This is a genomic window from Pseudomonas mucidolens (assembly GCF_900106045.1).
GTDB classification, from domain to species: domain Bacteria; phylum Pseudomonadota; class Gammaproteobacteria; order Pseudomonadales; family Pseudomonadaceae; genus Aquipseudomonas; species Aquipseudomonas mucidolens.
The window spans coordinates 503,906-526,645 of sequence record NZ_LT629802.1; the positions used below are offsets into that span (position 1 = coordinate 503,906).

Annotated in this window: 22 protein-coding genes and 1 pseudogene; 9 read left to right on the plus strand and 14 right to left on the minus strand. The window is 60.2% G+C overall.

The genetic code is table 11. The features are described 5' to 3' along the window. Positions 1-38 precede the first annotated feature (38 nt). From BLU75_RS02485 to BLU75_RS02510, 6 genes and pseudogenes are all read right to left on the minus strand, one after another. Positions 39-1,415: an L-serine ammonia-lyase gene (locus BLU75_RS02485; protein WP_084380355.1), complete on the minus strand. Its 1,377-nt coding sequence runs from the start codon at positions 1,413-1,415 to the stop codon at positions 39-41. A 92-nt stretch (positions 1,416-1,507) separates the two neighbouring features. Continuing rightward, a complete protein-coding gene (gcvP, locus tag BLU75_RS02490) occupies positions 1,508-4,357 on the minus strand; it encodes an aminomethyl-transferring glycine dehydrogenase (protein WP_084380353.1) in 2,850 nt (949 codons plus the stop codon). 10 nt (positions 4,358-4,367) lie between these two features. Continuing rightward, the gene (gcvH, locus tag BLU75_RS02495) at positions 4,368-4,751 is read right to left on the minus strand and encodes a glycine cleavage system protein GcvH (protein WP_084380351.1); all 384 of its coding nucleotides are present in this window, start codon (positions 4,749-4,751) and stop codon (positions 4,368-4,370) included. Between the two features lie 275 nt (positions 4,752-5,026). Continuing rightward, on the minus strand, positions 5,027-6,535 hold the full coding sequence (locus BLU75_RS02500; protein ID WP_090221360.1) for a sigma-54-dependent transcriptional regulator: 1,509 nt from the start codon (positions 6,533-6,535) through the stop codon (positions 5,027-5,029). Between the two features lie 132 nt (positions 6,536-6,667). Then, positions 6,668-7,030 carry a DUF5064 family protein gene (locus BLU75_RS02505; protein ID WP_084380347.1) on the minus strand — a complete coding sequence of 121 codons (363 nt, stop codon included), beginning with the start codon at positions 7,028-7,030 and terminating at the stop codon, positions 6,668-6,670. Positions 7,031-7,043: 13 nt separating this feature from the next. Next, positions 7,044-7,552, minus strand: a pseudogene (locus BLU75_RS02510) (amino acid kinase family protein); the annotation flags it as partial. Here BLU75_RS02510 and BLU75_RS28075 point away from each other — a divergent pair. Then, positions 7,542-7,667, plus strand: coding sequence for a hypothetical protein (locus tag BLU75_RS28075; protein ID WP_255313282.1), 126 nt, complete (start codon positions 7,542-7,544; stop codon positions 7,665-7,667). The pseudogene BLU75_RS02510 and the gene BLU75_RS28075 sit on opposite strands and share 11 nt — an antisense overlap. 25 nt (positions 7,668-7,692) lie before the next feature. Here BLU75_RS28075 and BLU75_RS02515 read toward each other — a convergent pair whose 3' ends face one another. The 7 genes from BLU75_RS02515 to BLU75_RS02545 all read right to left on the minus strand — a co-directional run bounded on the left by BLU75_RS02515 (position 7,693) and on the right by BLU75_RS02545 (position 13,223). Then, positions 7,693-9,042, minus strand: coding sequence for a CoA transferase (locus BLU75_RS02515; RefSeq protein ID WP_084380345.1), 1,350 nt, complete (start codon positions 9,040-9,042; stop codon positions 7,693-7,695). A gap of 40 nt (positions 9,043-9,082) precedes the next feature. Continuing rightward, positions 9,083-10,426, minus strand: coding sequence for a sensor histidine kinase (locus BLU75_RS02520; RefSeq protein WP_084380343.1), 1,344 nt, complete (start codon positions 10,424-10,426; stop codon positions 9,083-9,085). A 64-nt stretch (positions 10,427-10,490) separates the two neighbouring features. Beyond that, positions 10,491-10,943, minus strand: coding sequence for a Spy/CpxP family protein refolding chaperone (locus tag BLU75_RS02525; protein WP_084380341.1), 453 nt, complete (start codon positions 10,941-10,943; stop codon positions 10,491-10,493). 183 nt (positions 10,944-11,126) lie between these two features. Next, positions 11,127-11,804, minus strand: a complete 678-nt coding sequence (locus BLU75_RS02530; protein ID WP_084380339.1) for a response regulator transcription factor — start codon at positions 11,802-11,804, stop codon at positions 11,127-11,129. Positions 11,805-11,811: 7 nt separating this feature from the next. Then, positions 11,812-12,219 (minus strand): translation initiation factor 2, encoded by a 408-nt coding sequence (locus BLU75_RS02535; RefSeq protein ID WP_084380337.1) that lies wholly within the window; start codon positions 12,217-12,219, stop codon positions 11,812-11,814. A gap of 106 nt (positions 12,220-12,325) precedes the next feature. Beyond that, a complete protein-coding gene (locus tag BLU75_RS02540) occupies positions 12,326-12,625 on the minus strand; it encodes a YciI family protein (RefSeq protein WP_084380335.1) in 300 nt (99 codons plus the stop codon). Position 12,626: 1 nt separating this feature from the next. Continuing rightward, positions 12,627-13,223 carry a septation protein A gene (locus BLU75_RS02545; RefSeq protein WP_084380333.1) on the minus strand — a complete coding sequence of 199 codons (597 nt, stop codon included), beginning with the start codon at positions 13,221-13,223 and terminating at the stop codon, positions 12,627-12,629. A gap of 87 nt (positions 13,224-13,310) precedes the next feature. Here BLU75_RS02545 and BLU75_RS02550 point away from each other — a divergent pair, with 87 nt between their 5' ends. From BLU75_RS02550 to scpB, 4 genes are all read left to right on the plus strand, one after another. Further along, positions 13,311-14,174: a PHP domain-containing protein gene (locus BLU75_RS02550; protein ID WP_084380331.1), complete on the plus strand. Its 864-nt coding sequence runs from the start codon at positions 13,311-13,313 to the stop codon at positions 14,172-14,174. A gap of 13 nt (positions 14,175-14,187) precedes the next feature. After that, positions 14,188-14,817, plus strand: coding sequence for an L-threonylcarbamoyladenylate synthase (locus BLU75_RS02555; RefSeq protein WP_090221361.1), 630 nt, complete (start codon positions 14,188-14,190; stop codon positions 14,815-14,817). Positions 14,818-14,937: 120 nt separating this feature from the next. Continuing rightward, positions 14,938-15,636: a segregation and condensation protein A gene (locus BLU75_RS02560; RefSeq protein WP_164365898.1), complete on the plus strand. Its 699-nt coding sequence runs from the start codon at positions 14,938-14,940 to the stop codon at positions 15,634-15,636. A gap of 12 nt (positions 15,637-15,648) precedes the next feature. Further along, positions 15,649-16,584 carry an SMC-Scp complex subunit ScpB gene (scpB, locus tag BLU75_RS02565; protein WP_084380325.1) on the plus strand — a complete coding sequence of 312 codons (936 nt, stop codon included), beginning with the start codon at positions 15,649-15,651 and terminating at the stop codon, positions 16,582-16,584. A 44-nt stretch (positions 16,585-16,628) separates the two neighbouring features. Here the strand turns inward: scpB and BLU75_RS02570 are convergent, their stop codons facing one another. Continuing rightward, on the minus strand, positions 16,629-17,546 hold the full coding sequence (locus BLU75_RS02570) for an IS110 family transposase (RefSeq protein ID WP_084381955.1): 918 nt from the start codon (positions 17,544-17,546) through the stop codon (positions 16,629-16,631). Between the two features lie 257 nt (positions 17,547-17,803). Between BLU75_RS02570 and BLU75_RS02575 the strand changes: the two genes are divergently transcribed. The 4 genes from BLU75_RS02575 to BLU75_RS02590 all read left to right on the plus strand — a co-directional run bounded on the left by BLU75_RS02575 (position 17,804) and on the right by BLU75_RS02590 (position 22,717). Further along, entirely contained in the window at positions 17,804-17,995 is a 192-nt protein-coding gene (locus BLU75_RS02575) for a DUF1289 domain-containing protein (protein WP_084381092.1), read from the plus strand. A gap of 144 nt (positions 17,996-18,139) precedes the next feature. Continuing rightward, a complete protein-coding gene (rluB, locus tag BLU75_RS02580; protein WP_084381091.1) occupies positions 18,140-19,384 on the plus strand; it encodes a 23S rRNA pseudouridine(2605) synthase RluB in 1,245 nt (414 codons plus the stop codon). A 548-nt stretch (positions 19,385-19,932) separates the two neighbouring features. Continuing rightward, a complete protein-coding gene (locus tag BLU75_RS02585; protein WP_084381090.1) occupies positions 19,933-21,354 on the plus strand; it encodes an amino acid permease in 1,422 nt (473 codons plus the stop codon). A gap of 190 nt (positions 21,355-21,544) precedes the next feature. Continuing rightward, entirely contained in the window at positions 21,545-22,717 is a 1,173-nt protein-coding gene (locus BLU75_RS02590) for a hypothetical protein (RefSeq protein ID WP_084381089.1), read from the plus strand. The last annotated feature ends 23 nt before the right edge of the window (positions 22,718-22,740 follow it).

Below are 22,740 nucleotides of genomic sequence, written 5' to 3' on the forward strand. Positions count from 1 at the left end.
TTCAGCTCCTGAAAAACGTGCGGACGCGCCAGTCGGCGTCAGCACTCGATAATGTTGACCGCCAAACCGCCACGGGCGGTTTCCTTGTATTTGCTTTTCATGTCGGCGCCGGTCTGGCGCATGGTGCGGATGACCTTGTCCAGTGAGACGAAGTGTTGCCCGTCGCCGCGCAACGCCATGCGCACCGCATTGATGGCCTTGACCGAGCCCATGGCGTTGCGCTCGATACAGGGCACCTGTACCAGCCCACCGATGGGGTCGCAGGTCAGGCCGAGGTTGTGTTCCATGCCAATCTCGGCGGCGTTTTCCACTTGGGAAACCGTGCCGCCCAGCACTTCACACAACGCTCCGGCGGCCATGGAGCAAGCCACGCCGACTTCGCCCTGGCAGCCGACTTCGGCGCCGGAAATCGAAGCATTTTCTTTATAGAGGATGCCGATCGCGGCGGCGGTGAGCAGGAAACGCACCACGCCGTCTTCGCAGGCACCGGGGATAAAGCGCATGTAGTAATGCAACACCGCTGGCACGATACCGGCGGCACCGTTGGTAGGCGCGGTCACCACGCGCCCGCCGTTGGCGTTTTCTTCATTGACCGCCAAGGCGTACAGGTTGACCCAGTCAAGCACCGATAGCGGATCGCGCAGTGAAGACTCGGGGTTTTTGCACAGCTGACGATGCAACGCCGCCGCCCGTCGCTTGACCTTCAGCCCACCGGGCAGAATACCTTCGTTGCGACAGCCCGCGTCCACACAGTCCTGCATCACCTGCCAAATGTTCAGCAAGCCGCTGCGGGTTTCCGCTTCCGGGCGCCAGGCACTTTCGTTGGTCAGCATGACCTGGCTGATGGACAGCCCATAGGTGGTGCAATGACCGAGCAAATCCTTGGCACTTTTGAACGGGAACGTCAGCGGCGTGGCGTCTTCGACAATCCGGTCGGCGCCGGCGGCATCTTCATCCACCACGAACCCGCCGCCCACCGAGTAGTACTCGCGACTGCGAATCTGCAAGCCGGCGGCGTCAAAGGCGCGAAAGATCATGCCGTTGGGGTGATAGGCCAAGGGTTTGCGAATCATCGCCAGGTGTTCTTTCTCGTTGAACGCAATGCTGTGTTCGCCGAGCAGATTCAAACGTGCGTTGCCGCGAATCTCTTGCAGGCGCGCGGGCACGGTTTCGGTGTTTACGCTGTCGGGGTGCTCACCTTCCAGGCCCAGCAGCACGGCCTTGTCGCTGCCGTGACCTTTGCCGGTGGCGCCGAGTGAACCGTAGAGTTCCACTTTGACGCAGGTGGTGCTGTCGAGCAGGCTGTCACGCTTGAGGCCCTCGACGAATCGAGCTGCCGCGCGCATCGGGCCGACGGTATGGGAACTGGAGGGGCCGATGCCAATCTTGAACAGGTCGAACACGCTAAGGGACATGGTTGTTCTCCGGTTTCTTATTATGGGATACCCGATTCAACCCATTCCCTGTAGGAGTGAGCTTGCTCGCTCCTACAGGGGGAAAGGTGTTTTCAGGCGTAGCTCTCGATCGAAGGGCATGCGCATACGAGGTTACGATCACCAAACACGTTGTCGACGCGGCCGACCGGCGGCCAGTACTTGCCTTCGATCAACGACGCCAGCGGATACACCGCTTGTTCACGACTGTAAGGGTGGCTCCATTCACCGACCAGTTCCGCAGCGGTGTGCGGAGCGTTTTTCAGTGGGTTGTCGTCTTTGTCCAATGTGCCGTTTTCCACCGCGCGGATCTCTTCGCGGATGGCGATCATGGCGTCGCAGAAGCGGTCCAGTTCTTCCTTGGATTCGCTTTCGGTCGGCTCGATCATCAAGGTCCCAGCGACCGGGAACGACATGGTCGGCGCATGGAAACCGAAGTCGATCAGGCGTTTGGCCACGTCATCCACGCTGATGCCGCTGCTGTCTTTCAACGGGCGCAGATCCAGAATGCACTCGTGCGCCACCAGGCCGTTGCTGCCGGTGTACAGCACGGGATAATGTTCTTCCAGGCGGCGGGAAATGTAGTTGGCGTTCAAGATCGCCAACTGTGAGGCGCGCTTGAGGCCCGCACCGCCCATCATGCTGATGTACATCCAAGTGATAGGCAGGATACTCGCGCTGCCGAACGGTGCCGCGCACACCGCGCCTGCCTTGCGCTCCATGGCCGCGTGGCCGGGCAGGAATGGCGTGAGGTGGGATTTGACGCCAATCGGGCCAACGCCCGGGCCGCCACCACCGTGCGGGATGCAGAAGGTCTTGTGCAGGTTCAGGTGGGACACGTCGCCGCCGAACTTGCCGGGTGCGCAGAGGCCAACCATTGCGTTCATGTTGGCGCCGTCGATGTACACCTGGCCGCCGTTGTCATGAATGATCCCGCAGATTTCGCGGATACCTTCCTCGAACACGCCGTGGGTCGACGGGTAGGTGATCATCAGCGCGGCGAGATGGTCGCGGTGCTCGATGGCCTTGGTGCGCAAATCTTCGATATCAACGTTACCCCGTGCATCGCAGGCGGTAACGACCACGCGCATGCCAGCCATGTTGGCGGTGGCCGGGTTGGTGCCGTGGGCCGACGAGGGAATCAGGCAGATGTCACGACGCTCATCGCCACGGCTCTGGTGATAGGCACGAATCGCCAGCAGGCCGGCGTATTCACCCTGGGAACCGGCGTTGGGTTGCAGCGAAATCGCGTCGTAGCCGGTGGCCGCGCAGAGCATGGCCTCCAGCTCGGTGGTCAGTTGCTGGTAGCCGGCGCTTTGTGCGGCGGGCGCGAAGGGGTGCAGCGCGCCGAATTCAGCCCAGGTCACCGGGATCATTTCGCTGGCGGCGTTGAGTTTCATGGTGCATGAACCCAGCGGGATCATGGTGCGATCCAGCGCCAGATCCTTGTCGGCCAGCTTGCGCAGGTAGCGCATCAGCTCGGTTTCCGAGTGATAACGGTTGAACACCGGATGACTGAGGATCGGCGACTGGCGCAGCAGCGCGGCGGGCAGCGTGCTGTCGACACTGGCGGCCAGGGCGTTGAAGTCCGGTGCTGCCTTGCCGTCCGCGAACAGCGCGAACAGTGTTTCGAGGTCTGCTTGCACGGTGGTTTCGTCGAGCGACACGCCCAGGCGTTCAGCGTCGACCACGCGCAGGTTGATGCGCTGGGCGCGGGCCTTGTCGTGCAGGGCTGTGGTGTTGGCGCCGGTGTTGATCGTCAGGGTGTCGAAGAAGGTAGCCTGCTCGACGTTCAGCCCCAGCGCGGTCAAGCCGTTGGCCAGGATCGCGGTCAGGTGATGAATGCGTTGGGCGATCTGGGTCAGGCCTTTGGGGCCGTGGTACACGGCGTACATGCTGGCAATGTTGGCCAGCAGCACTTGGGCGGTGCAGATATTGCTGGTGGCTTTCTCGCGGCGGATATGTTGCTCGCGGGTCTGCATCGCCAGGCGCAGGGCCGGCTTGCCGAAACGGTCGACGGAGACGCCCACCAGACGGCCCGGCATATCCCGCTTGAACGCATCCTGGGTGGAGAAGTAAGCCGCGTGCGGTCCACCGAACCCCAGTGGCACGCCAAAGCGTTGCGCGCTGCCGATGGCCACATCGGCACCGAATTCGCCCGGTGGCGTCAGCAGGGTCAGGGCCAGCAGGTCCGCGGCCACGGCCACCAGCGCGTTGGCGGCGTGGAAACGCTCGGTCAGTTCGCGGTAATCGAACACGTCACCGTTGCTGGCCGGGTATTGCAGCAAGGCGCCGAAGAACGCGCTGACGTCGCTCAATTCGCGCTCGTCGCCGACCACCACCTCGATGCCCAACGGTTCGGCGCGGGTGCGCAGCACATCAAGGGTTTGCGGGTGGCAGTGGATCGAGGCAAAGAAGGCGTGGCTGCCCTTGTTCTTGCTCAGGCGCTTGCAGAAGGTCATGGCTTCGGCGGCGGCGGTGGCTTCGTCCAGCAGGGAAGCGTTGGCGATCGGCAGGCCGGTGAGGTCGCTGATCAGCGTCTGGAAGTTCAGCAGCGCTTCCAGGCGGCCTTGGGAAATCTCTGGCTGGTACGGGGTGTAGGCGGTGTACCAGGCCGGATTTTCCAACAGGTTGCGCAGGATCGGCGAAGGCGTGTGGCAGTTGTAGTAGCCCTGGCCGATGTAGGTCTTGAACAGTTGGTTCTTGGCCGCGATGGCCTTGATGGAAGCCAGGGCATCGGCTTCGCTCAAGCCGTCGTCCATGCCCAGCACCGCAGTGCCCTTGATGCTTTCCGGGATCACGCTGGCGCCCAGCGCTTCGAGGGAGTCAAAGCCCAGGCTGGCAAGCATTTGCTGCTCGTCGTCCTGGCGCGGGCCGATGTGGCGGGCGATGAATTCGTTGGCGGTCGTCAGTTGAATGGTCATGGCGCGCTCCTCAAGCTTCAGCGTTGGCTTTGATCAGGCGATCATACGCATCCTGATCCAACAGCTTAGCTACTGCGTCGGCATCAGCCGGTTTAAAACGGAAGAACCAGCCTTCGCCCATCGGGTCTTCGTTGACCAGTTCCGGGCTGTCGCTGAGCTTCTCGTTGACTTCCAGCACGTCGCCGGAAAGGGGCATGTACACACCGCTGGCGGCCTTGACTGATTCCACGGTGGACGCTTCCGCGCCCTGGTCGTAGGCCTGTAATTCAGGCAGTTGCACGAAAACCACGTCACCCAGCGCATTCTGCGCGAAAGCGGTGATGCCCACGGTGACGCTGCCGTCGGCTTCGGCGCGTAGCCATTCGTGATCTTCAGTGAAACGCAACTCGCTCATGGAAACTCCTCAGGGCCAGAATCGTCTGGTGGACGGGATTGGAATAGGTAAGTCCTTAGCAAAAAGGCGGCCAATGTTTTTTAGTCATTAAAAATCAATAGGTTACTGATTTTTTGCGAAATGAGGACCACGCTGGCTGTAGTGATATCGCTACAGCCAGAACGGCTAAAAAAAGCCTATGAGGATCAAAGCCTTGCGTGGCGTGCGTTGGATGAGTGTGTAGCGATATCGTTCCACTGTAGCGCTTTCAGTACAGGTAGAGGTCGCTTTTGACGTCAGGACTTGGTGGGGATGCCGTACTTGCGCAAGCGATGGGCGATGGCAGTGTGGGAGGTCTGTAGGCGGCTCGCCAGTTGCCGGGTCGAGGGGTAGCTGACATACAGCTTCTCCAGCAACGAACGTTCGAAATCTTCCACCGCCTGTTCCAGGCTGTCGACTTCACCGTCACCCTGGCGCGCCACCGAGGTGCCGGCGATATCCAGGTCGCCGATATCCACCAGGCTGCTTTCACAGATTGCGGCGGCGCGGAAAATCACGTTTTGCAACTGCCGTACGTTGCCTGGCCAGCGGTTGCCCAGCAGCGCCGGATAGGTGCCGGGCGCCAGGCGGCAGACCGGGCGCTGGATCTGCGCGCAGGCTTGCTGCATGAAGTAGCGGGCCAGCAACAGGATGTCCTGGCCACGTTCGCGCAACGGTGGGACTTCGACGTTGAGCACGTTCAGGCGATAGAACAGGTCTTCGCGGAAAGTGCCTTCGCCGACCATCTTTTCCAGGTCGCGATGGGTGGCGCTGAGGATGCGTACATTGACCTTGATCTCACGGTCGCCGCCCACGCGACGGAAGCTGCCGTCGTTGAGAAAACGCAGCAACTTGGCCTGTAAATAGGGCGACATCTCGCCGATTTCATCGAGAAATACCGTGCCTTGGTTGGCCAGTTCCATCAGCCCCGGTTTGCCGCCGCGCTGGGCTCCGGTAAAGGCGCCGGGGGCGTAGCCGAACAGTTCGCTCTCGGCCAGGTTTTCCGGGAGCGCCGCACAGTTCAGCGCCAGGAATGGTGAGCTGTGGCGCGCGCTGATGGCGTGACAGGCGCGGGCCACCAATTCTTTGCCGGTACCGGTTTCGCCCTGGATCAACAACGGTGCATCCAGCGCCGCGACCCGTTGCGCGCGGACCTTGAGCGTGCGAATCGCCGGGGATTCGCCCAGCAGCGCGTCAAACCCTTCGGCATGGTCGTGGTGCAGCGCCGACAGCCGCTCGCCCATGCGGTTGGGTGGATACAGGGTGAGCAGCGCGCCGGCGTCAGTGATCGGCGTGGCGTCGAGCAACAAGGTCTGGCCGTTGACGCTGATCTCACGCAGTGGCAGACGGAAACCGTGCTCCAGCAAGGCCTCCAGCAACGCAGGATCGTCAAACAGTTCGGCGAGGCTTTCTCCGGCAGGTTCGCGACCGTAGAGGGCGATCAATGCCGGGTTGGCCAGCAGCACTTTGCCGGCGCTGTCCAGGGCCAACACCGGATCGGTCATGGCCGCCAGCAGGGCGTCGAGCTGCAGGTGTCGACGTTGGCCGGGAAGGATGTCCACCACCGTCACCGCCTGCACGCCGTGCACGCTGAACAGCGCGTCGCGCAGTTCTTCCAGGACCGCCGCGCTCAGGGTCGGCGCGTCGATGTAGACGTTGGGCGGGACCATTTCCACCGCATCCAGATTGAGATTGCGCCCACCGAGCAACGCCAGGACTTCCTGGGTGATGCCGATGCGGTCGATGAAGCTGACGTGGATACGCATGGACAGTTTTGATTCTGGAGTGCGGAGGGTGGGCAGTATGCCTTGTGGGAGGGGACAGGTGAAATCTGGCAGGTGATGCAGAGCAAAATGTGGGGGCGGGCAAGCCGCTCCCACAAGGGATATGCGCTGCTTTTACTCCAGGTGTTCGGGTTTGACCGGATCGCCCGGCTTCACATCCAACTGATGTCGCACATCCTCAAACATCAGGTCGTACTGCTTGTGCATCGAACCGTTCAACACCGCGAGCTTCGGCATGCCGTACTTCTGTGCAATGTTCATCGCGTGCCGGGCAAAGTCGAAGGCCTGGTCCTTGGGCAGGAAGAACTCTTCCTTGAGGTCCTGGCCCTGCACCGAACCGTGCATCTTGAACAGCATCCCTTCGCCCTCCTTGGGATCCTGGCTGACTTCATAGTCGATACACAGGTTGTAGCTGTAGTCAGCCTTGTTCAGTGCATGGCGTTCAATGTGCAAGTGACCGGGTTCAAAAGTGGCCATAGGCATTTCTCCTTCAAGGCATTGGAGCAGGGTGGGCCTGAGACCCACCCTGGGCGTTTTTTAGGTAACTGATGTCGGATTGCGCCGTGCTGATCCGCGTGCCGGCGGTGCCCTGGACGATGGCTTCGATGTCCGAGAGTGAACCGATCACTGCGGTTTTGCCAGTGTGGCGGGCGAACGTACAGGCGGCCTGGACCTTCGGCCCCATGGAGCCGGCAGCGAAGCCGAGTTTTTCCATGTCGTCGGGGTGCGCCTGGTCGATGGCTTTCTGGGTAGGTTTGCCGAAGTCGATAAAGGTCGCGCTGACATCGGTGGCGATCACCTGGCGTCCACCTCCACTTGGGTCAACAAGGTGGCGAACGGTATGTCGAAGTCCAGCAGGTTACCCAGCTCCTGTTCGATGATGTAGCCGATCATGTCGTCGGTTTCGGCGCCCAGCACATCCAGCGGGTAGGCTGAAACGCTGGTGTAGGCGGCCGCCTGCAACGACAGCAGGCCGGCCTGCGGGTCATTGCCGTGGGCGTTGCTCTGCGCCGAAATTCTTTACGCCACGGTCCACGATAAAACCATGTCGGCGTTTCTGAAAAAGGTCAACGCCGATGGCTTGAAGTACGTGCTGCTGTCAGCCTTGCTCTGACTGGCCATCTTATAAATGAACTCGGTCACCACTGAGGTCGGTGTGAACCCAGTTCGCCCGCCGGCAAATCCCACTGCAGCGGCGTGCCGGTCATGGTTACCGGTGCCAGCAGGCGATGGGCGGGGCCCCAGGCGGTCTGTTCCGCCAGCACGCCCTGGTCGGCCGGGTCCTCCGCACGCAGTGTCGGTTGTTCCACACCCTGTCCGGCCTCCAGCAACAGCTTCGCGGTGCGCGCCAGTGACAGTCGCGCTGAACCGCCACGTCCGGTTTTCAAACGTTCGGCCAGTGCTCTCAGCGCACTGGCGGCCATCAGGTAGCCGGTGGCGTGGTCCAGCGCCTGCACTGGCAATGGCAGCGGCTTATCGGCGTGCTTCCATTGCATGCCCGCTTGAGCAATGCCGCTGCTCATCTGCACCAGGCTGTCGAAGCCCCGGCGATTGCGCCACGGACCACTCCAGCCGTAGGCATTCAGACTGATGTCGATCAGGCCGGGGGCGATCTGCTGTAATCCGCTGGCGTCGTAACCCAGTTGCTCCAGAGCATTGGCGCGATAGCCGTGGAGCAGGATGTCGCTGTTCTTGAGCAGGTCTTCGAAGGTCTTTCGGTCGTCTGGCTGTTTAAGGTCCAGGCGGGCGCAGCGTTTGCCCAGGGTCATTTCCGGCACTACGCCCGGCTCGTTCCAGTCGGGCGCATCGATGCGCAGTACATTGGCGCCAAGGCCGGCGAGGAAACGACTGGCCACGGGGCCGGCCAATACGCGGGTCAGGTCCAGCACCTTGATTGCGGCCAAAGGTCGTGCCACGGAACCCAGCCAGGGCTGTTCGCGGAGGGCATCAAAGGTTTGCCGCGCAATCAACGGTTCCTGGTTGACCGCCAGTCCTTGTGGATGAGACTGCCAGTCTTGCCATGTACGCATCTGCGCCGCACAGCCACCGACATCGATAATCGCCTGCTCCAGCTCGGCGGCGTTCCATTGGGCAACCTGGCGCGCCATGGTTTCACGATCAGCGACGGCGCCCAGCACCTGTTCGGCGGCGGCACGATGATGCGGCGCGTTGGTGTGCAGGCGAATCCAGCCATCGGCGCTGGCGTAGTCGCCGGCGATCGGGTCCCACAGTGGCGGCGGCGTCCAACCCACCGGACGTAGCGAGCTGGAGAACCAGAATGATGCGAGGCGCCGATCCACCGAGACGCTGGGTAAACGTCCGGTTTCCTGGTGCAGCAGTTGGGCCACCGCCTGGCCCGCCGCCCCGATACTGGCGCTGGCCAGTTCGGTAACGGCGAACGTTGAGGGCAGGGCGCCAGCCTCGGTAGTGGTCAGCGGGGAGATTGGCAAGTCGAGTGCAACTTGGATGGGAGTGAGCAGATCGGTCATCAGAGGCCCTCCGTCAGAGAAGGACCATCATAGAAGATCTTCAGGGTTGTACTGCAACCCCCGGCTCCAGCGGCAGATCCAGGGTGGCGATAAAGCCGCCATCGATGTGGTTGGCCAGAGTCAGATTACCGCCGTGACGCTCCGCAGCGCGTCGCGCGATGGCCAGGCCGAGACCGTGGCCTTGGGCGGTTTGCCCGGGGGCGCGGTAAAACGGTTCGCCCAATTGACTCAGGTGCGTGGTTTCGACGCCCGGACCGTGGTCGCGCACACTGATCACGATGCGTTCGCCCTGGCGTTGGGCGTGGAGTTCAATCGGTTGGTCAGGTGGGTTGAAGCGCTGGGCATTGCGCAACAGGTTGTCCAGCGCCCGTTCGATCATGTGCGGCCAGCCCTTGAGTGCCAGCGTCGGCTCGCTGTGAAGCTGCACAACCTGGTCCGGAGCGCCGAGCTGCGCGTCTTTTTGCAGGGTCTTGAGCAGCAGGTGCAGGTCAATGTCTTCGGCGCTGGCGTTGTCGGCGTCGACCCGCGCCAGCACAAGAATTTCGCTGATCAAGGCTTCCAGGCGATCACATTCAAGGGTCAGGCGCGGCCAAAGCTTTTCGCGCGCCTCAGGCGTGGCACGTTCCGCCAAGGCCAAGGCGATACGCAAGCGCGTCAGGGGCGAGCGCAGTTCGTGGGAGACATCCCGCAGCAACTGGCGCTGACTGCCGATCAGGCTTTGCAGGCGTGCGCCCATGCGGTTGAAGTCGGTGGCCAGGACACCGAACTCGTCGCGTCGGTTAGCCAGGCGCGCCAAGCTGTTTTGCTGATAAGTGGCCTGGCCGAGGTCGTGGACCGCGCCGCGCAAACGGCTGAGAGGGCGGGTGATGGAGAGTGTCACCAACAAGCTGAACAAGGTCAGCACCACCAAGGCGATGGCCAGGGCGCTCAGCGGCCAGAGCAGGCTGCTCCGGTGCCAGGCATCCAGCTCCGGGTGCGCGATGCGATAGATCAGCAGGTAGGTTTCTCCGGTTTTCCCACTGGTGTACTCGTCCGTCAGGCGCCGCCAGGGCAGGCGCCGGTCATGGCTGTCGCCCCGCCGTGCCTCGAGCGCAGCGGCCCGGCGCGGGAAGGTGCCGCGCACCACCGGATCACCGTTTTCGTTAAGCACCTGCACATCGACATGGTATTGGCGCTTGCGCTGGCGCAGCAAATTCTGCGCGGCCTCTTCACCCTGGGTTTCGTACAGTTGCGTCCACTCTTCGGCCAGGTTTTTCAGGCCAGGATGACGGCTAAGGATCCAGGTGTCCTGATTGAGCATGTGCCCCAACAGGATCGACAACCCGGCAACCAGGGCGATGGCCAGCCAGAAGCTGGCAAGGATGCGCCAGAAAAGTGAACGCACGGAAAACCCTCAAACAGGAAAAGCCCGGCGGCTCGAGCCGCTGGGCTGGGAGATAGCTAATGCATTATTGCGCTTTTTGCGCCTTCCAGGCCTGGAATTCCTGCCATTCGGCCCGACGCTCGGCGCGTTTCTTGGCGATCTCGTCGAATTTCTTCTGCTGATCGGGTTTGAGCAGGGCGCGAATGTCGGTGTGGGTTTTCTGCTTGGCGGCGGCCATTTCGTCTTTCATGGCCTTCTGCTCGGCGGCCGGCAGTTTGTCCAGGTACTTCTTGACCAGTTGCTGGCGAGCTTCACGCTGTTCGCCCATCAATTTGCCGATCTGCTGGCGCTGTTCGCGGCTCAGGTCCAGTTGGCTGAAGCGGCCGCCTTTGCCGCGCATGCCGTGTTCACCCGCGTGGCCCGGGCCACCCATCATGTGGCCTTCAGGGCCGCCCATGGGACCAGCGCCTTCCGGCATGGCCATGGCAACAGTCGGCAGGGCTGCAGCGAACATCAGAGTGATCAGGGTCTTGCGCATGGTGTTTCTCCTTGTCTCGATTCCGGTGAGTCCGGATGTGAGTAGATTAAGGAGATCAAGGTCAGCCGCCGTCAGCACAGCGTAAAGTTTTGGTAAGGGAGGGGAGCAGCGGCACGTTGCACGCTTCAAGCTTGAAGTGAGTCGCTCCAACTTGCCGCTTGTAGCTTGAGCTTTGCAGCGGCTTCAACGGCAGTAGTAATAACCGCGGCTGCGCAGCGCCATGATGCGGGGGCGGCCGTCGGGGTGCGGGCCGATCTTTTTGCGCAGGTTGCTGACGTGCATGTCCAGGCTGCGGTCGTACAGGGTCAGCTTGCGGCCCAGGGCAATCTGCGCCAGTTCCTGTTTGTCCAGTGGCTCGCCCGGCTGGCGCAGCAAGGCTTCCAGCAGACGGCTTTCGGAGAGCGTGAGGGTCAGTTCCCGGGTATCGACAGTGACAACACCGCGCACCGGGCTGAAGCACAGGTCGCCTAGCTCCAGTTGGGTCGAGACGGCGGCCGGGTGGCTACGGCGCAATACCGCCCGCAAACGCGCAGTCAGTTCGCGAGGGTCGCACGGCTTGGCCAGGTAATCGTCGGCCCCCAGTTCCAGGCCGAGAATCCGGTCCAGTGGTTCGCCACGGGCCGATAGCATCAGCACCGGCAATTCGGGGTGATCACCACGCAATTGCTTGAGCAATTCCAGGCCGCTGCCGTCGGGCAGCATCACGTCCAGTACCACGGCCGCCGGAGCGGCATCGGCCAGGGCCTTGCGGGCGCTTATGCCGTCATGGCAGGCGCGCACCTGGAAACCTTCCTGGTGCAACCAACTGGTCAGCAGCTCACAGAGCTCCTGGTCATCATCTATCAGTAACAGCTCGCTCATGACTTACTCAATTTAGCCATTGTCGACGGCGCCGATGCCCGCCACTGGCAAAGATACCGCACAGCAGGGCGATCAGCGCCACACCTGCGCCTATCACGAACCATTGTTGCTGATCGGTGAGCCAGCCCGGCAAGACGCTGTTCTGAGTCTGCTTGAGCTGCAGGGCCAGACGCTGGTTTTCCTGACGCAGCCTGCTTACCTGAGTACTTTCGCGGGTCGCATCGGCACTTTGCAACTGTTTGCTCAATTCGGCACGCAGCCGTTCGCTTTCTTTCAAGCGTTGCTGCAGCTCGGTGATCTGGGTACCGGCACTCAAGGACAGGGGCGTGGAACTGCCGGTGCTCGAGAGTTCTTCAGCGTGGGCCGTAGCCCCGATTGTTAACACTGCCAACAGACACAACTGACTTAAGCGCATCGGAACTCCTGATTCCACACGAATATTCAGAATGTTGTCGGCAGGTTACCGAGAATATTGAGCGATTAGGAGTGCGCCGAAGCGGATAGGTTCAGCGCCAACCGGATCAGGGCAAGACTTGTTTGAACGGTTTGATCACGACATCGGCATAGACACCTGCCGCCACATACGGGTCTGCCTTGGCCCAGGCCTGGGCATCCGCCAGGGAGGCAAACTCGGCGACGATCAGGCTGCCAGTGAAGCCGGCTTCTCCCGGCTCATTGCTGTCGACGGCCGGATGCGGTCCTGCAAGCACCACGCGTCCTTCGGTTTGCAGCGCCTTGAGCCGCTCCACGTGAGCCGGGCGTGCGGTGAGGCGTTTTTCCAACGAGTTGTCGACGTCGGTGGCAATGATGGCGTAGAGCATGTCAGTCCTCGGTTTTTGGCGTGGTTGCGTCGGTGTCATGCAGGTGGCGCGACAGGTAGATGCCCTGGGCGACCAGGAATACCACGGTCATGCCCAGACTGCCGAAGACCTTGAAGTCGACCCAGTAGTCCTGAAAGGTAAAGGCTACGAACAGATTGGCCGCGCCGCAGAACAGGAAAAACGCGATCCAGGCGATATTCAGGCGCGTCCAGACGGGCTCCGGCAGTGTCAGCGCATGGCCCATGATCCGCTTGATCAGCAGGCGATCACCGATGAAGTGGCTGCCGATGAAGGCCAGGGCGAACAGCCAGTTGACCACCGGCGCTTTCCATTTGAGGAAGGTTTCGCTGTGGAATGCCAAGGTCAGGCTGCCAAAGACCAGGCAGGCGATCAGAGTCAACCATTGGCTTTTTTCCAGCTTGCGCTGGGAGATGAAGATCGCACCGTAGACCACCAGGGAGCTGATGATCAGCACCGCCGTGGCACTGTAGATACCGCCGAACGCCAGCTCATGGCCGCCAATATCGATGGTCCGTGGGTCGAGTTTGTAAACGATGAAAAACAGCAACAGCGGGATGAAGTCGATGAATTGTTTCACAGTAAGAGCCAGAAGCTGGATGTGGCGGCATAATACCAAACATCCTTGGTAGCGAAAGCGCCAGCTGACTTGAGGTTACACACTTCCGTGAATGTTGATCTGCACTGCCACAGCACGGCCTCCGACGGCGCCCTGGCGCCAGCGGTTCTGGTTGCGCGTGCATTTGAAAAAGGCGTGCGAGTCTTGTCGTTGACCGATCACGACACCCTTGAAGGCCTGGAAGAGGCACGCATTGCCGCCACCGGACTGGGCATGCAACTGGTCAATGGCGTTGAGTTGTCCTGCACCTGGGGCGGCGCAACCATTCATGTCCTCGGCTACGGCTTCGACGTCCAGGCCCCGCCGCTGGTGGAGGCCATTGCCACATTGCACGATGGCCGCTGGCTGCGGTCCGAGGAAATAAGCCGCAAGCTGGCCCTCAAGGGCATGCCCGGCGCGCTCGAGGGCGCGCGGGCGGTTCAGCAGGAACTGGGGAACAGCGGCAACGCCCCGGCGCGCCCGCATTTCGCGGACTGGATGGTGCGTGCAGGGCATGTGAAGGATCGGGCCGAAGCGTTTCGTAAATGGCTGGGTGCCGGCAAATTGGGGGACGTCAAGTTGCACTGGCCGACCTTGGAGGACACCGTCGCTACCTTGCGAGCGTCGGGTGCCTGGGTCAGCCTGGCGCATCCGTGGCATTACGATTTCACCCGCAGCAAGCGTCGCAAGCTGATTGGCGACTATATTGAAGCGGGCGGCCACGCGATTGAAGTGGTCAACGGGCATCAACCTGCCGAACAGGTCGGCAGCCTGTCGATATTGGCCCGCGAATTTGGTCTGCTGGTGACTGCCGGCAGTGATTTTCATGGCCCGGGCGGCTGGTCCGAGATTGGCGAGTATCGCCCGGTCCCGAAAGATCTGCCGCTCTTGTCGGGGCGATTCAAGCATGACCCCATTACTCCCAGCGTTTGAACAGGTAGAAAACGTGAGTCAATTTTTCCAGATTCATCCGGAAAACCCGCAGGCGCGCCTGATCAAACAGGCGGTGGAAATCATTCGCGCCGGTGGTGTGGTGATCTATCCCACGGACTCCTCCTACGCTATCGGTTGTCAGATCGGCGACAAAAATGCGGTGGAGCGTGTAAGGCGTCTGCGAGCTTTGGACAAGAACCACAACTTCGCGTTGATCTGCAGCGATCTGTCGCAGTTGGGCCTGTTCGCCAAGGTCGATACCGGTACTTTCCGTCTGCTCAAGGCCCACACGCCGGGACCTTACACGTTTATCCTGAACGCCACCCGCGAAGTGCCGCGCCTGCTGCTGCACCCCAAGAAACGTACCATTGGTCTGCGCGTGCCGGAGCATCCCATCGCCTTGGCGTTGCTGGCGGAGCTGGGTGAACCGCTGATGAGCGTGTCGCTGATCATGCCCGGTGACGCCGAGCCACTTGAGGATCCCTACGAGATGCGTCAGTTGCTGGAAAAGCAGGTGGACCTGATCATCGACGGCGGTTTCGGCGGCGGCAAAGCGTCCACCGTGATCAACCTGGCCGATGGCGAGCCGGAAGTGGTGCGTGTCGGTTGCGGTGATCCGGCACCGTTCATGGTTGAAGCCTGAATGTCGGTGGTGGAAGCCGTCGACAGCCAGGCGGGCGCCCAGCAGGAGCTGCCATTCGCCATGGTCTATGGCCAGGCGGTCATGGAAATGCCGTTGGACCTGTACATTCCGCCGGATGCCCTGGAGGTCTTTCTAGAAGCGTTCGAAGGTCCGCTGGACTTGCTGCTGTATCTGATCCGCAAGCAGAACATCAACATCCTCGACATCCCGGTGGCCGAAATCACCCGCCAGTACATGGGCTATGTCGAATTGATGCAATCGGTGCGTCTGGAACTGGCCGCCGAATATCTGGTAATGGCTGCCATGCTGGCGGAGATCAAATCGCGGATGTTGTTGCCGCGCTCCGAGACCGTCGAGGCCGAAGAAGACGATCCCCGTGCTGAACTGATCCGCCGCCTGCAGGAATACGAGCGGTTCAAGGCCGCCGCCGAAGGTATCGACGGCTTGAGCCGGGTCGGTCGGGATGTGGTGGTGCCCAAACTCGACGCGCCCGAAGCGCGTGCGCGTAAATTGTTGCCGGACGTGAGTCTGGAAGAATTGCTGATGTCCATGGCCGAAGTGCTGCGCCGTGGCGACATGTTTGAAAGCCACCAGGTCAGTCGCGAAGCCTTATCCACTCGCGAGCGCATGAGCGATGTGCTGGAACGTCTCAAAGGCGGCGGTTTTGTGCCGTTTGTCGAGCTGTTTACGGCAGAGGAAGGCCGTCTTGGCGTGGTGGTGACGTTTATGGCAATCCTTGAGCTGGTCAAGGAATCCTTGGTCGAGCTGGTGCAGAATGAGCCTTTTGCGGCTATCCACGTGCGGGCGCGAGCCGAATAAAGAGCTGAATCGATGAATCTGACTGAACCCCGCGAACTGGCTCCGCTGCTGGAGGCCTTCCTCTTGGCCTCGGGCAAACCGCAATCGTTGGAGCGCCTGTTCGAACTGTTTGAAGAGGCCGAGCGCCCAGAGCCACCGGTGTTCAAGAAGGCGCTGGAGATCCTGCGCAAATCCTGCGAAGGCCGTGCCTTTGAGTTGAGAGAAGTCGCCTCGGGTTATCGTCTGCAAATTCGCGAGAAGTTTTCACCGTGGGTTGGGCGCTTGTGGGAAGAACGTCCGCAACGCTATTCACGGGCGATGCTGGAAACCATGGCATTGATCGCCTATCGCCAGCCCATCACCCGCGGCGAAATCGAAGACGTGCGGGGCGTGGCCGTCAACAGTCATATCGTCAAGACGCTGCTTGAACGTGAGTGGATCCGCATCGTCGGCTACCGCGATGTGCCCGGCAAACCGGCGATGTTCGCCACCACCAAGGTGTTTCTCGATCACTTCAACCTGAAAAACCTCGACGATCTGCCGCCGTTGGCCGAGCTGCGAGAGATCGAAGCCGAACCGGTCCTGAATTTCGACGAGGCACCGGTACCGCCGGGACTTCAGGCGTTGGCCGACGCCAGCGCCGAACCGGAGGAACCCAAGGACGAAACCAGCTTCCACACGTTATTGCTGGAGCTCGATGATATGGAGGAGGGGCTCAAGACCGATTTTGATGACCTGTTGCGAGATGGGGCGGCTGAGCCTGAAGCGCAGATGAATGTTGAAACCCTGCCAACGGTCGCAGAACCTGAGCCCGAACCCGAGGAAGATATCCTCGGCGTCGCCCAAGCCCGAGAAAAACTCCTGGCCGCCGTCGCTGCCCTGGAACAACCCACGTTGAGCGACGAAGAAGCCGAAGCCCAGGCGCTGGCCGAAGCCATCGAAAACGAACGCCGGCAGTTCGACGACTGACACAGAGCAAAATGTGGGAGCAACTGTCTTCACCATGCCATTCGTCACCGCCACTCAGTGCCATCTCGCAACATGGCATTGAGCCTAATCAGCAGTACACGCATGCAGGCGATGAGCGCGACCTTCGCGCTCTTACCTCGCTCTCGAAGGCCTTCGTAGCGTGCCTTGAAGTCGGGCTGATGGCGGATTACAACCCAGCAGGACATGTACAGAGCCCGTCTGACACGGGCTCTGCCTCCATAGATATGTCGCTTCCCGCTGTGATTACCGCTGTCGTCGTTCAAGGGCGCGATACCTGCCAAGGCCGCAACCTCACGGCGATCAAGCTCACCTAGTTCGGGCAGATAAACCAGCAAACTCGCGGTGGCAACCGTACCGATACCTTTAACAGAGATGAGCCGCTGGGCTTTTTCTGCGTCCAGTTCGTGCATGCTCTGATTGATGGCCTTATCAAGTTGCCTGATTTGCGTTTGCAGGAAGTGAATATGGCCTTTGATCAGCGCAATAACGGCTGGTAGCTGGGCTTGCTGAAGACGGCGCTTATTGTCGTCTCGTTGCTGAACGAAATGCTCGCGCTGCTGAACCAGCTCGCGGAGCGCTTCACGCTCAGGCGAAATAACCTTGCTGCTTGAGGCATTCAGCACTTCAGCAAAGTCTGCTAGAACGGCCGCATCAATAGCGTCAGTCTTCGCATTCTTGCCCATCGCCACGGCAAAGGATCTGGCTCGGCGAGGATTGACCCTGAGCACCTTGAAGTTTGCGCCTTGCAGAGCCGCCATGGCATTACGCTCATAGCCCCCGGTGGCCTCCAGCAAAATCAGACTGACTTCAAACTGACTCAATCGTCGAATCAGCTCAAGAAATCCTTCTGAAGTGTTTGAAACATCGAAACCTTCGCTCTGTGGTTTAACCCAGACGACAAGGTTTGATTTTGAGATGTCGATACCGACCCAGGAAATCATGGCAAAACCCTCTTACACTCAGATGTGAGAGTGCTCTGGCTTTGCCCACGCTTGTGATTTCGAGTGGCTGCTCGTCCAACTGTTCGGGCTTGTAGGCCAGAGTGGAAAGGTGGATGGCAGCTCGGCTCCCACACGTGCTTTGAGCACCGCGGACTTGCAGCTTGCCATCCACCCCTCTCACCCCAGAGTTTATTCCTAGATCAAGACACAAGCGGGCTTGCTCGCACATTTGATTATCGTCGCCAGGGAGAATGCATATGAGTTCCACCAAAGACCCCTGCATCAGTATCTGCAAATTCAGCGCTGACATTTGTGTCGGCTGCGGTCGCAGCAAGCGTGAAATCCGCGCCTGGAAGAAACTCGACAAGACCGACAAGCGTGCCGTTCTCGCCGAGGCCCATCTGCGATTGATCGCCCTGGGCGCCACCGGTCGGCGGAAAAGCAAATGACCGGGCACTTATCGACTACGCTCTGATGCGCAACACGCTCCATGAGCGTATGATTCGCGACCCTTTGGCGATACGTTCGCCCAAGACTCAGATTTGAACACTCTTCAGGCCACGCCTGAATCGACACACCGGGAGGTGCTTAAGATGAATGAGCAAGACCAGAACGACATCCAGGAAATCGGCCCAGCAGGCGAAAAACTGCAGAAAGTCCTCGCCCGTATCGGCGTCGGCTCGCGCCGTGACGTAGAAGCCTGGATTACTCAGAAGCGCATCAAGGTCAACGGCGTCGAAGCCACCTTGGGTCAGCGCGTCGACTTGCATGATGCGATCACCATTGATGGCAAGGTCATCAAGCGTGAAGAGGCCGCCGAATCGGTGCGCCGCGTGATCATGTACAACAAGCCGGACGGCGAGATCTGCACCCGTGACGACCCGGAAGGCCGTCCAACCGTATTCGACAAGATGCCGCGCCCGAAAGAGGGGCGTTGGATCAACATCGGCCGTCTCGATATCAACACCACCGGTTTGCTGATGTTCACCACTGACGGTGAGCTGGCCAATCGTTTGATGCACCCGTCCTACGAAATGGACCGCGAATACGCGGTGCGTGTGCGTGGCGAAGTCGACGACGAGATGATCGAGCGTCTCAAGGCCGGTGTTGTGTTGGAAGATGGTCCGGCGCGCTTCACCGACATCAAGCAGGCGCCAGGCGGCGAAGGTTTCAACCATTGGTACCATTGCGTGGTGATGGAAGGCCGTAACCGTGAAGTGCGTCGCCTGTGGGAGTCCCAGGGCCTGGTGGTCAGCCGTCTGAAGCGCGTGCGTTTTGGTCCGGTGTTCCTTAACTCCGACCTGCCGATGGGCCGCTGGCGCGAAATGAGCCAGTACGAAGTTGACATTCTGAGTGCTGAAGTTGGCCTGACGCCTGTGGCCATGCCGCAGATGAATGCCAAGAGCAAAGACAAGCTTGAGCGTATGCAGCGCAAATCGTCGCGTCCGGTGGCCCGTACTGAACGCGTGGCGCGTACCGTGCGCCCGGCGTTGAATGCACCGGCGTCCGGTGGCCGCATCTCCCGCGAGCCGCACCTGGAAGGTGAGCGTCGTCCATCGGCGCCTGCGCGTCAGGACGGCGAACGTGCGCCACGCACGCCACGCCCTGCGGATCGTGGCGAGGCACCAGGCGCGGGTCGCGGCAACCGTGGCGAGTCTGGCCGTGGTGCACCGGCGTCGGATCGTCCGGCTGACAGCGCCAATACCAAGCGCCCAGCCAAGCCCGCGCCGAAAAAGCGCCCAGGCCTGAAATTGGTGGACGACGAGCCATCGGGCAAGCGCCGAGGCGCGCCAGCCGGTTCTGGTCAGCGTCCAGGCTTTGGTCGTAAGAAGCCTTAAGAGCAGCCGCAAGCTTTAAGCTGCGAGCCACAAGAAAAGCGCCGACTCTCATGGGTCGGCGTTTTTTTTTGCAGCGGGCAGCAATGTTTCAGCACCTGTACGTTCGTCCGCTACCCGTGCGGGTTGCTTGCTGTTGGCAGGTTTTTTTGCCTGGCTGTAACGCAAAGCTGACGATTACTGCCTGGGATCACTCGGCCAATCTGCTGTCGTGTGTATTGTAAAAATTACCTGACAGCAGGTGGGCGAGTGTGTCCACGTTCGGCCCGAACCGGTCGAGCGGTGTACAATGCGCCGCGTTTTACTGTGACCCCTTTGCGTATCCACGCAATAGGCCAACCTTCAAGGCTATCCGCCTTGTTAACTCCGCCTGGCCAAAAGCCGGACGGGTTCGATTTCGTCACAGATAAAAACAAGCAGGTGACGCATGACCGTTAGAAAAACGCTGGACTCCTGGTGCCTGCGCTGGGGTTTGATCGGCGCTGCTTGAGTCGACTGGCAAAGCAGTAACGTGCAATGAACATCATCAAACCTTGCGTGAGACCCTTTTCATGAGTGGACCCCATTCGCATTCAGGTGAACTGAAGCGCGGCCTTAAAAATCGTCATATTCAATTGATCGCCCTCGGTGGCGCAATCGGTACCGGCTTGTTCCTGGGCTCGGCGGGGGTGCTGAAGTCAGCGGGGCCGTCAATGATCCTGGGGTATGCCATTTGCGGTTTCATTGCCTTCATGATCATGCGCCAATTGGGCGAAATGATCGTAGAAGAGCCGGTGGCTGGCTCCTTCAGCCACTTTGCGCATAAGTATTGGGGCGGTTTCGCTGGCTTCCTGTCGGGCTGGAACTGCTGGATCCTGTACATTCTGGTGGGCATGTCGGAGCTGACAGCCGTCGGCAAGTACGTGCATTACTGGTGGCCGGAGATTCCGATCTGGGTCTCGGCCGCAGCGTTTTTCGTGCTGATCAACGTGATCAACCTGACCAACGTCAAAGTGTTCGGCGAGGCTGAGTTCTGGTTCGCGATCATCAAGGTCGTGGCCATCGTCGGCATGATTGCCCTGGGCAGCTATCTGCTGGTCAGCGGCACCGGCGGGCCCCAAGCCTCGGTGAACAACCTGTGGGAGCACGGCGGGTTCTTCCCCCACGGCGTCGGCGGTCTGGTGATGGCCATGGCGTTCATCATGTTTTCGTTCGGTGGCCTGGAAATGCTTGGCTTTACCGCCGCGGAAGCGGACCAGCCACGTACCGTTATCCCCAAGGCCATCAATCAGGTGATCTACCGGATCCTGATCTTCTACATCGGCGCCCTGGTAGTGTTGCTGTCGCTGATACCTTGGGACAGCCTGCTGGTAACCTTGAACGCCTCCGGTGATGCCTACAGCGGCAGCCCGTTTGTCCAGGTGTTCTCGATGCTGGGCAGCAACACCGCCGCGCACATCCTTAACTTCGTGGTGTTGACGGCGGCCCTGTCGGTGTACAACAGCGGGACGTATTGCACCAGCCGCATGTTGCTGGGCATGGCCGAACAAGGCGATGCGCCGGCGGCGTTGGCGAAGATCGATAAGCGTGGCGTGCCGGTACGGTCGATCCTGGCATCGGCTGCGATCACGGTGGTGGCGGTGCTGATGAACTACCTGATTCCGCAGCACGCGCTGGAACTGCTGATGTCCCTGGTCGTGGCCACGTTGGTGATCAACTGGGCGATGATCAGTTTCTCCCATTTCAAGTTCCGCCAGCACATGAACCGCACCGGCCAGGTGTCGTTGTTCAAGGCGTTGTGGTATCCCTATGGCAACTATGTTTGCCTGGCATTCGTGGTGTTTATCCTGGGCGTCATGCTGATGATTCCGGGCATTCAGGTGTCGGTGTATGCGATCCCGGTGTGGCTGGTGTTCATGGGGGTGTGCTACTACTTCAAGAGCAAGCGCAAGGCTCCAGCCTATACCCGCGTGCAAAGCCCGGCGGTAAAGTAATTCACTGTCGATGAAGAAAAACCCGGACATGTTCCGGGTTTTTTTGGCCTGCCCGAAGAGGCTATGCAGATCTGCGTCGGTTGTTACAGCTTGCACCGTGGGACAAGGAACCGTGAAGCGAAGTGAACCACATAGGATGACTGGCGTTGTCAGCCGAACTTTTCCTATCTGATAGCTCGGGAGTTGAGTTATGCGTGTTCCTGTTGGCGTGTTGAACCCGTCTGGTGTGTTAAACGGTGCTGACTCCTTGTCACACACTCGTGCCCAGTGCAAAAACCTCGAAACCGATAAGGCCGCAGAGACGCAAGAAATACCGCATACAGGCGTGTCCATTGCCGGGGAAAATTATTCTCCGGCCGAAGCGAGTGCGCTGGTTCGGGCGTTCGTTAAAGATACCCTGCAAAATTCAAACTATGAGAATAAAGAGAACCTGGAGCGGCGGGCGAAGAATTTCTTTAAACACATCGAGTCCGAAATGGCTATTTGTCTTGGCGTTGAAAAGGACTTGCAACGTGATGACTCCCCAGTGTCGCAACTGTCTTCGCATATGGCACATCTGGTTCGCGGTTTGTGGATGAATGCCCAGAGTGACCCGGTTTTTCGCGAGCAACTGCATAGAGAACTGTTGGCTCCAAGCAACGACCCGGATCGCGTTTTACTGGCGGGTGAGGGCAAAGGTGGCTTGTACCTGGGAATGAAGCACCTGCACGCCATGTTGGTCAAAGGCGAGCAAGGCCCGTTGACCCGTGAAGACGCGCAGCAGGGGGCCGAAATGGCATTTGGCATAAAAGCCATGGCCGAAGCGATGAGAAGCCAGGATTCGATGCTTGCGGGGCTCGATGCCTACACCGCTAAACATCGAGTCGGCTCCAATCGGGTCGTCGATGGGGTGAAAACCCACCATTTCACCAGTCCCCATGGCACGGACCTGCGTAACGACCTGGGCACGCAAATTCGCGACCAGTCAGGCGTGCCGGTCATGCTGGGAACATCGGGTGGTGCTTCGGATGTGGCTTCCACGCTGCGACATGCCGCCGAGTCGCAACAGCAACCAATGTGGCCAAGTGGGATGAGCGAGAACCAGGGGCGGGAAGCCATGATGGGATTGGTATTTCACCTGATGCGCCATCAGGTGACAGACAATGCCCAGGCGTTTTACGACAAGATGAGACGTGATTTGCATGGCCTGCCTTCCAAGAAGGTCGAGCCGACGCTGATTTTCTCTCACTCGTTCCCTGAAGTCGTGACAGGTGTGGAGATGACCCTGAACAACGAAAAACCAACGGAACGTGACGCGATGATCAGGTCGACACAGCTTGCCAAAGTGCTGCTGGACAAGGCCTTTGCCGACAGAGATGCCTGACAGTCCTGGATAAGTAACGCCCA

Coding starts and splice junctions, on each gene's coding strand:
- BLU75_RS02485 (WP_084380355.1), bottom strand. CDS start 1,415: ATGTCCCTTAGCGTGTTCGACCTGTTCAAGATTGGCATCGGCCCCTCC.
- gcvP (WP_084380353.1), bottom strand. CDS start 4,357: ATGACCATTCAACTGACGACCGCCAACGAATTCATCGCCCGCCACATC.
- gcvH (WP_084380351.1), bottom strand. CDS start 4,751: ATGAGCGAGTTGCGTTTCACTGAAGATCACGAATGGCTACGCGCCGAA.
- BLU75_RS02500 (WP_090221360.1), bottom strand. CDS start 6,535: ATGCGTATCCACGTCAGCTTCATCGACCGCATCGGCATCACCCAGGAA.
- BLU75_RS02505 (WP_084380347.1), bottom strand. CDS start 7,030: ATGGCCACTTTTGAACCCGGTCACTTGCACATTGAACGCCATGCACTG.
- BLU75_RS02515 (WP_084380345.1), bottom strand. CDS start 9,042: ATGACCGATCTGCTCACTCCCATCCAAGTTGCACTCGACTTGCCAATC.
- BLU75_RS02525 (WP_084380341.1), bottom strand. CDS start 10,943: ATGCGCAAGACCCTGATCACTCTGATGTTCGCTGCAGCCCTGCCGACT.
- BLU75_RS02530 (WP_084380339.1), bottom strand. CDS start 11,804: ATGAGCGAGCTGTTACTGATAGATGATGACCAGGAGCTCTGTGAGCTG.
- BLU75_RS02535 (WP_084380337.1), bottom strand. CDS start 12,219: ATGCGCTTAAGTCAGTTGTGTCTGTTGGCAGTGTTAACAATCGGGGCT.
- BLU75_RS02540 (WP_084380335.1), bottom strand. CDS start 12,625: ATGCTCTACGCCATCATTGCCACCGACGTCGACAACTCGTTGGAAAAA.
- scpB (WP_084380325.1), top strand. CDS start 15,649: ATGAATCTGACTGAACCCCGCGAACTGGCTCCGCTGCTGGAGGCCTTC.
- BLU75_RS02570 (WP_084381955.1), bottom strand. CDS start 17,546: ATGATTTCCTGGGTCGGTATCGACATCTCAAAATCAAACCTTGTCGTC.
- BLU75_RS02575 (WP_084381092.1), top strand. CDS start 17,804: ATGAGTTCCACCAAAGACCCCTGCATCAGTATCTGCAAATTCAGCGCT.
- rluB (WP_084381091.1), top strand. CDS start 18,140: ATGAATGAGCAAGACCAGAACGACATCCAGGAAATCGGCCCAGCAGGC.
- BLU75_RS02585 (WP_084381090.1), top strand. CDS start 19,933: ATGAGTGGACCCCATTCGCATTCAGGTGAACTGAAGCGCGGCCTTAAA.
- BLU75_RS02590 (WP_084381089.1), top strand. CDS start 21,545: ATGCGTGTTCCTGTTGGCGTGTTGAACCCGTCTGGTGTGTTAAACGGT.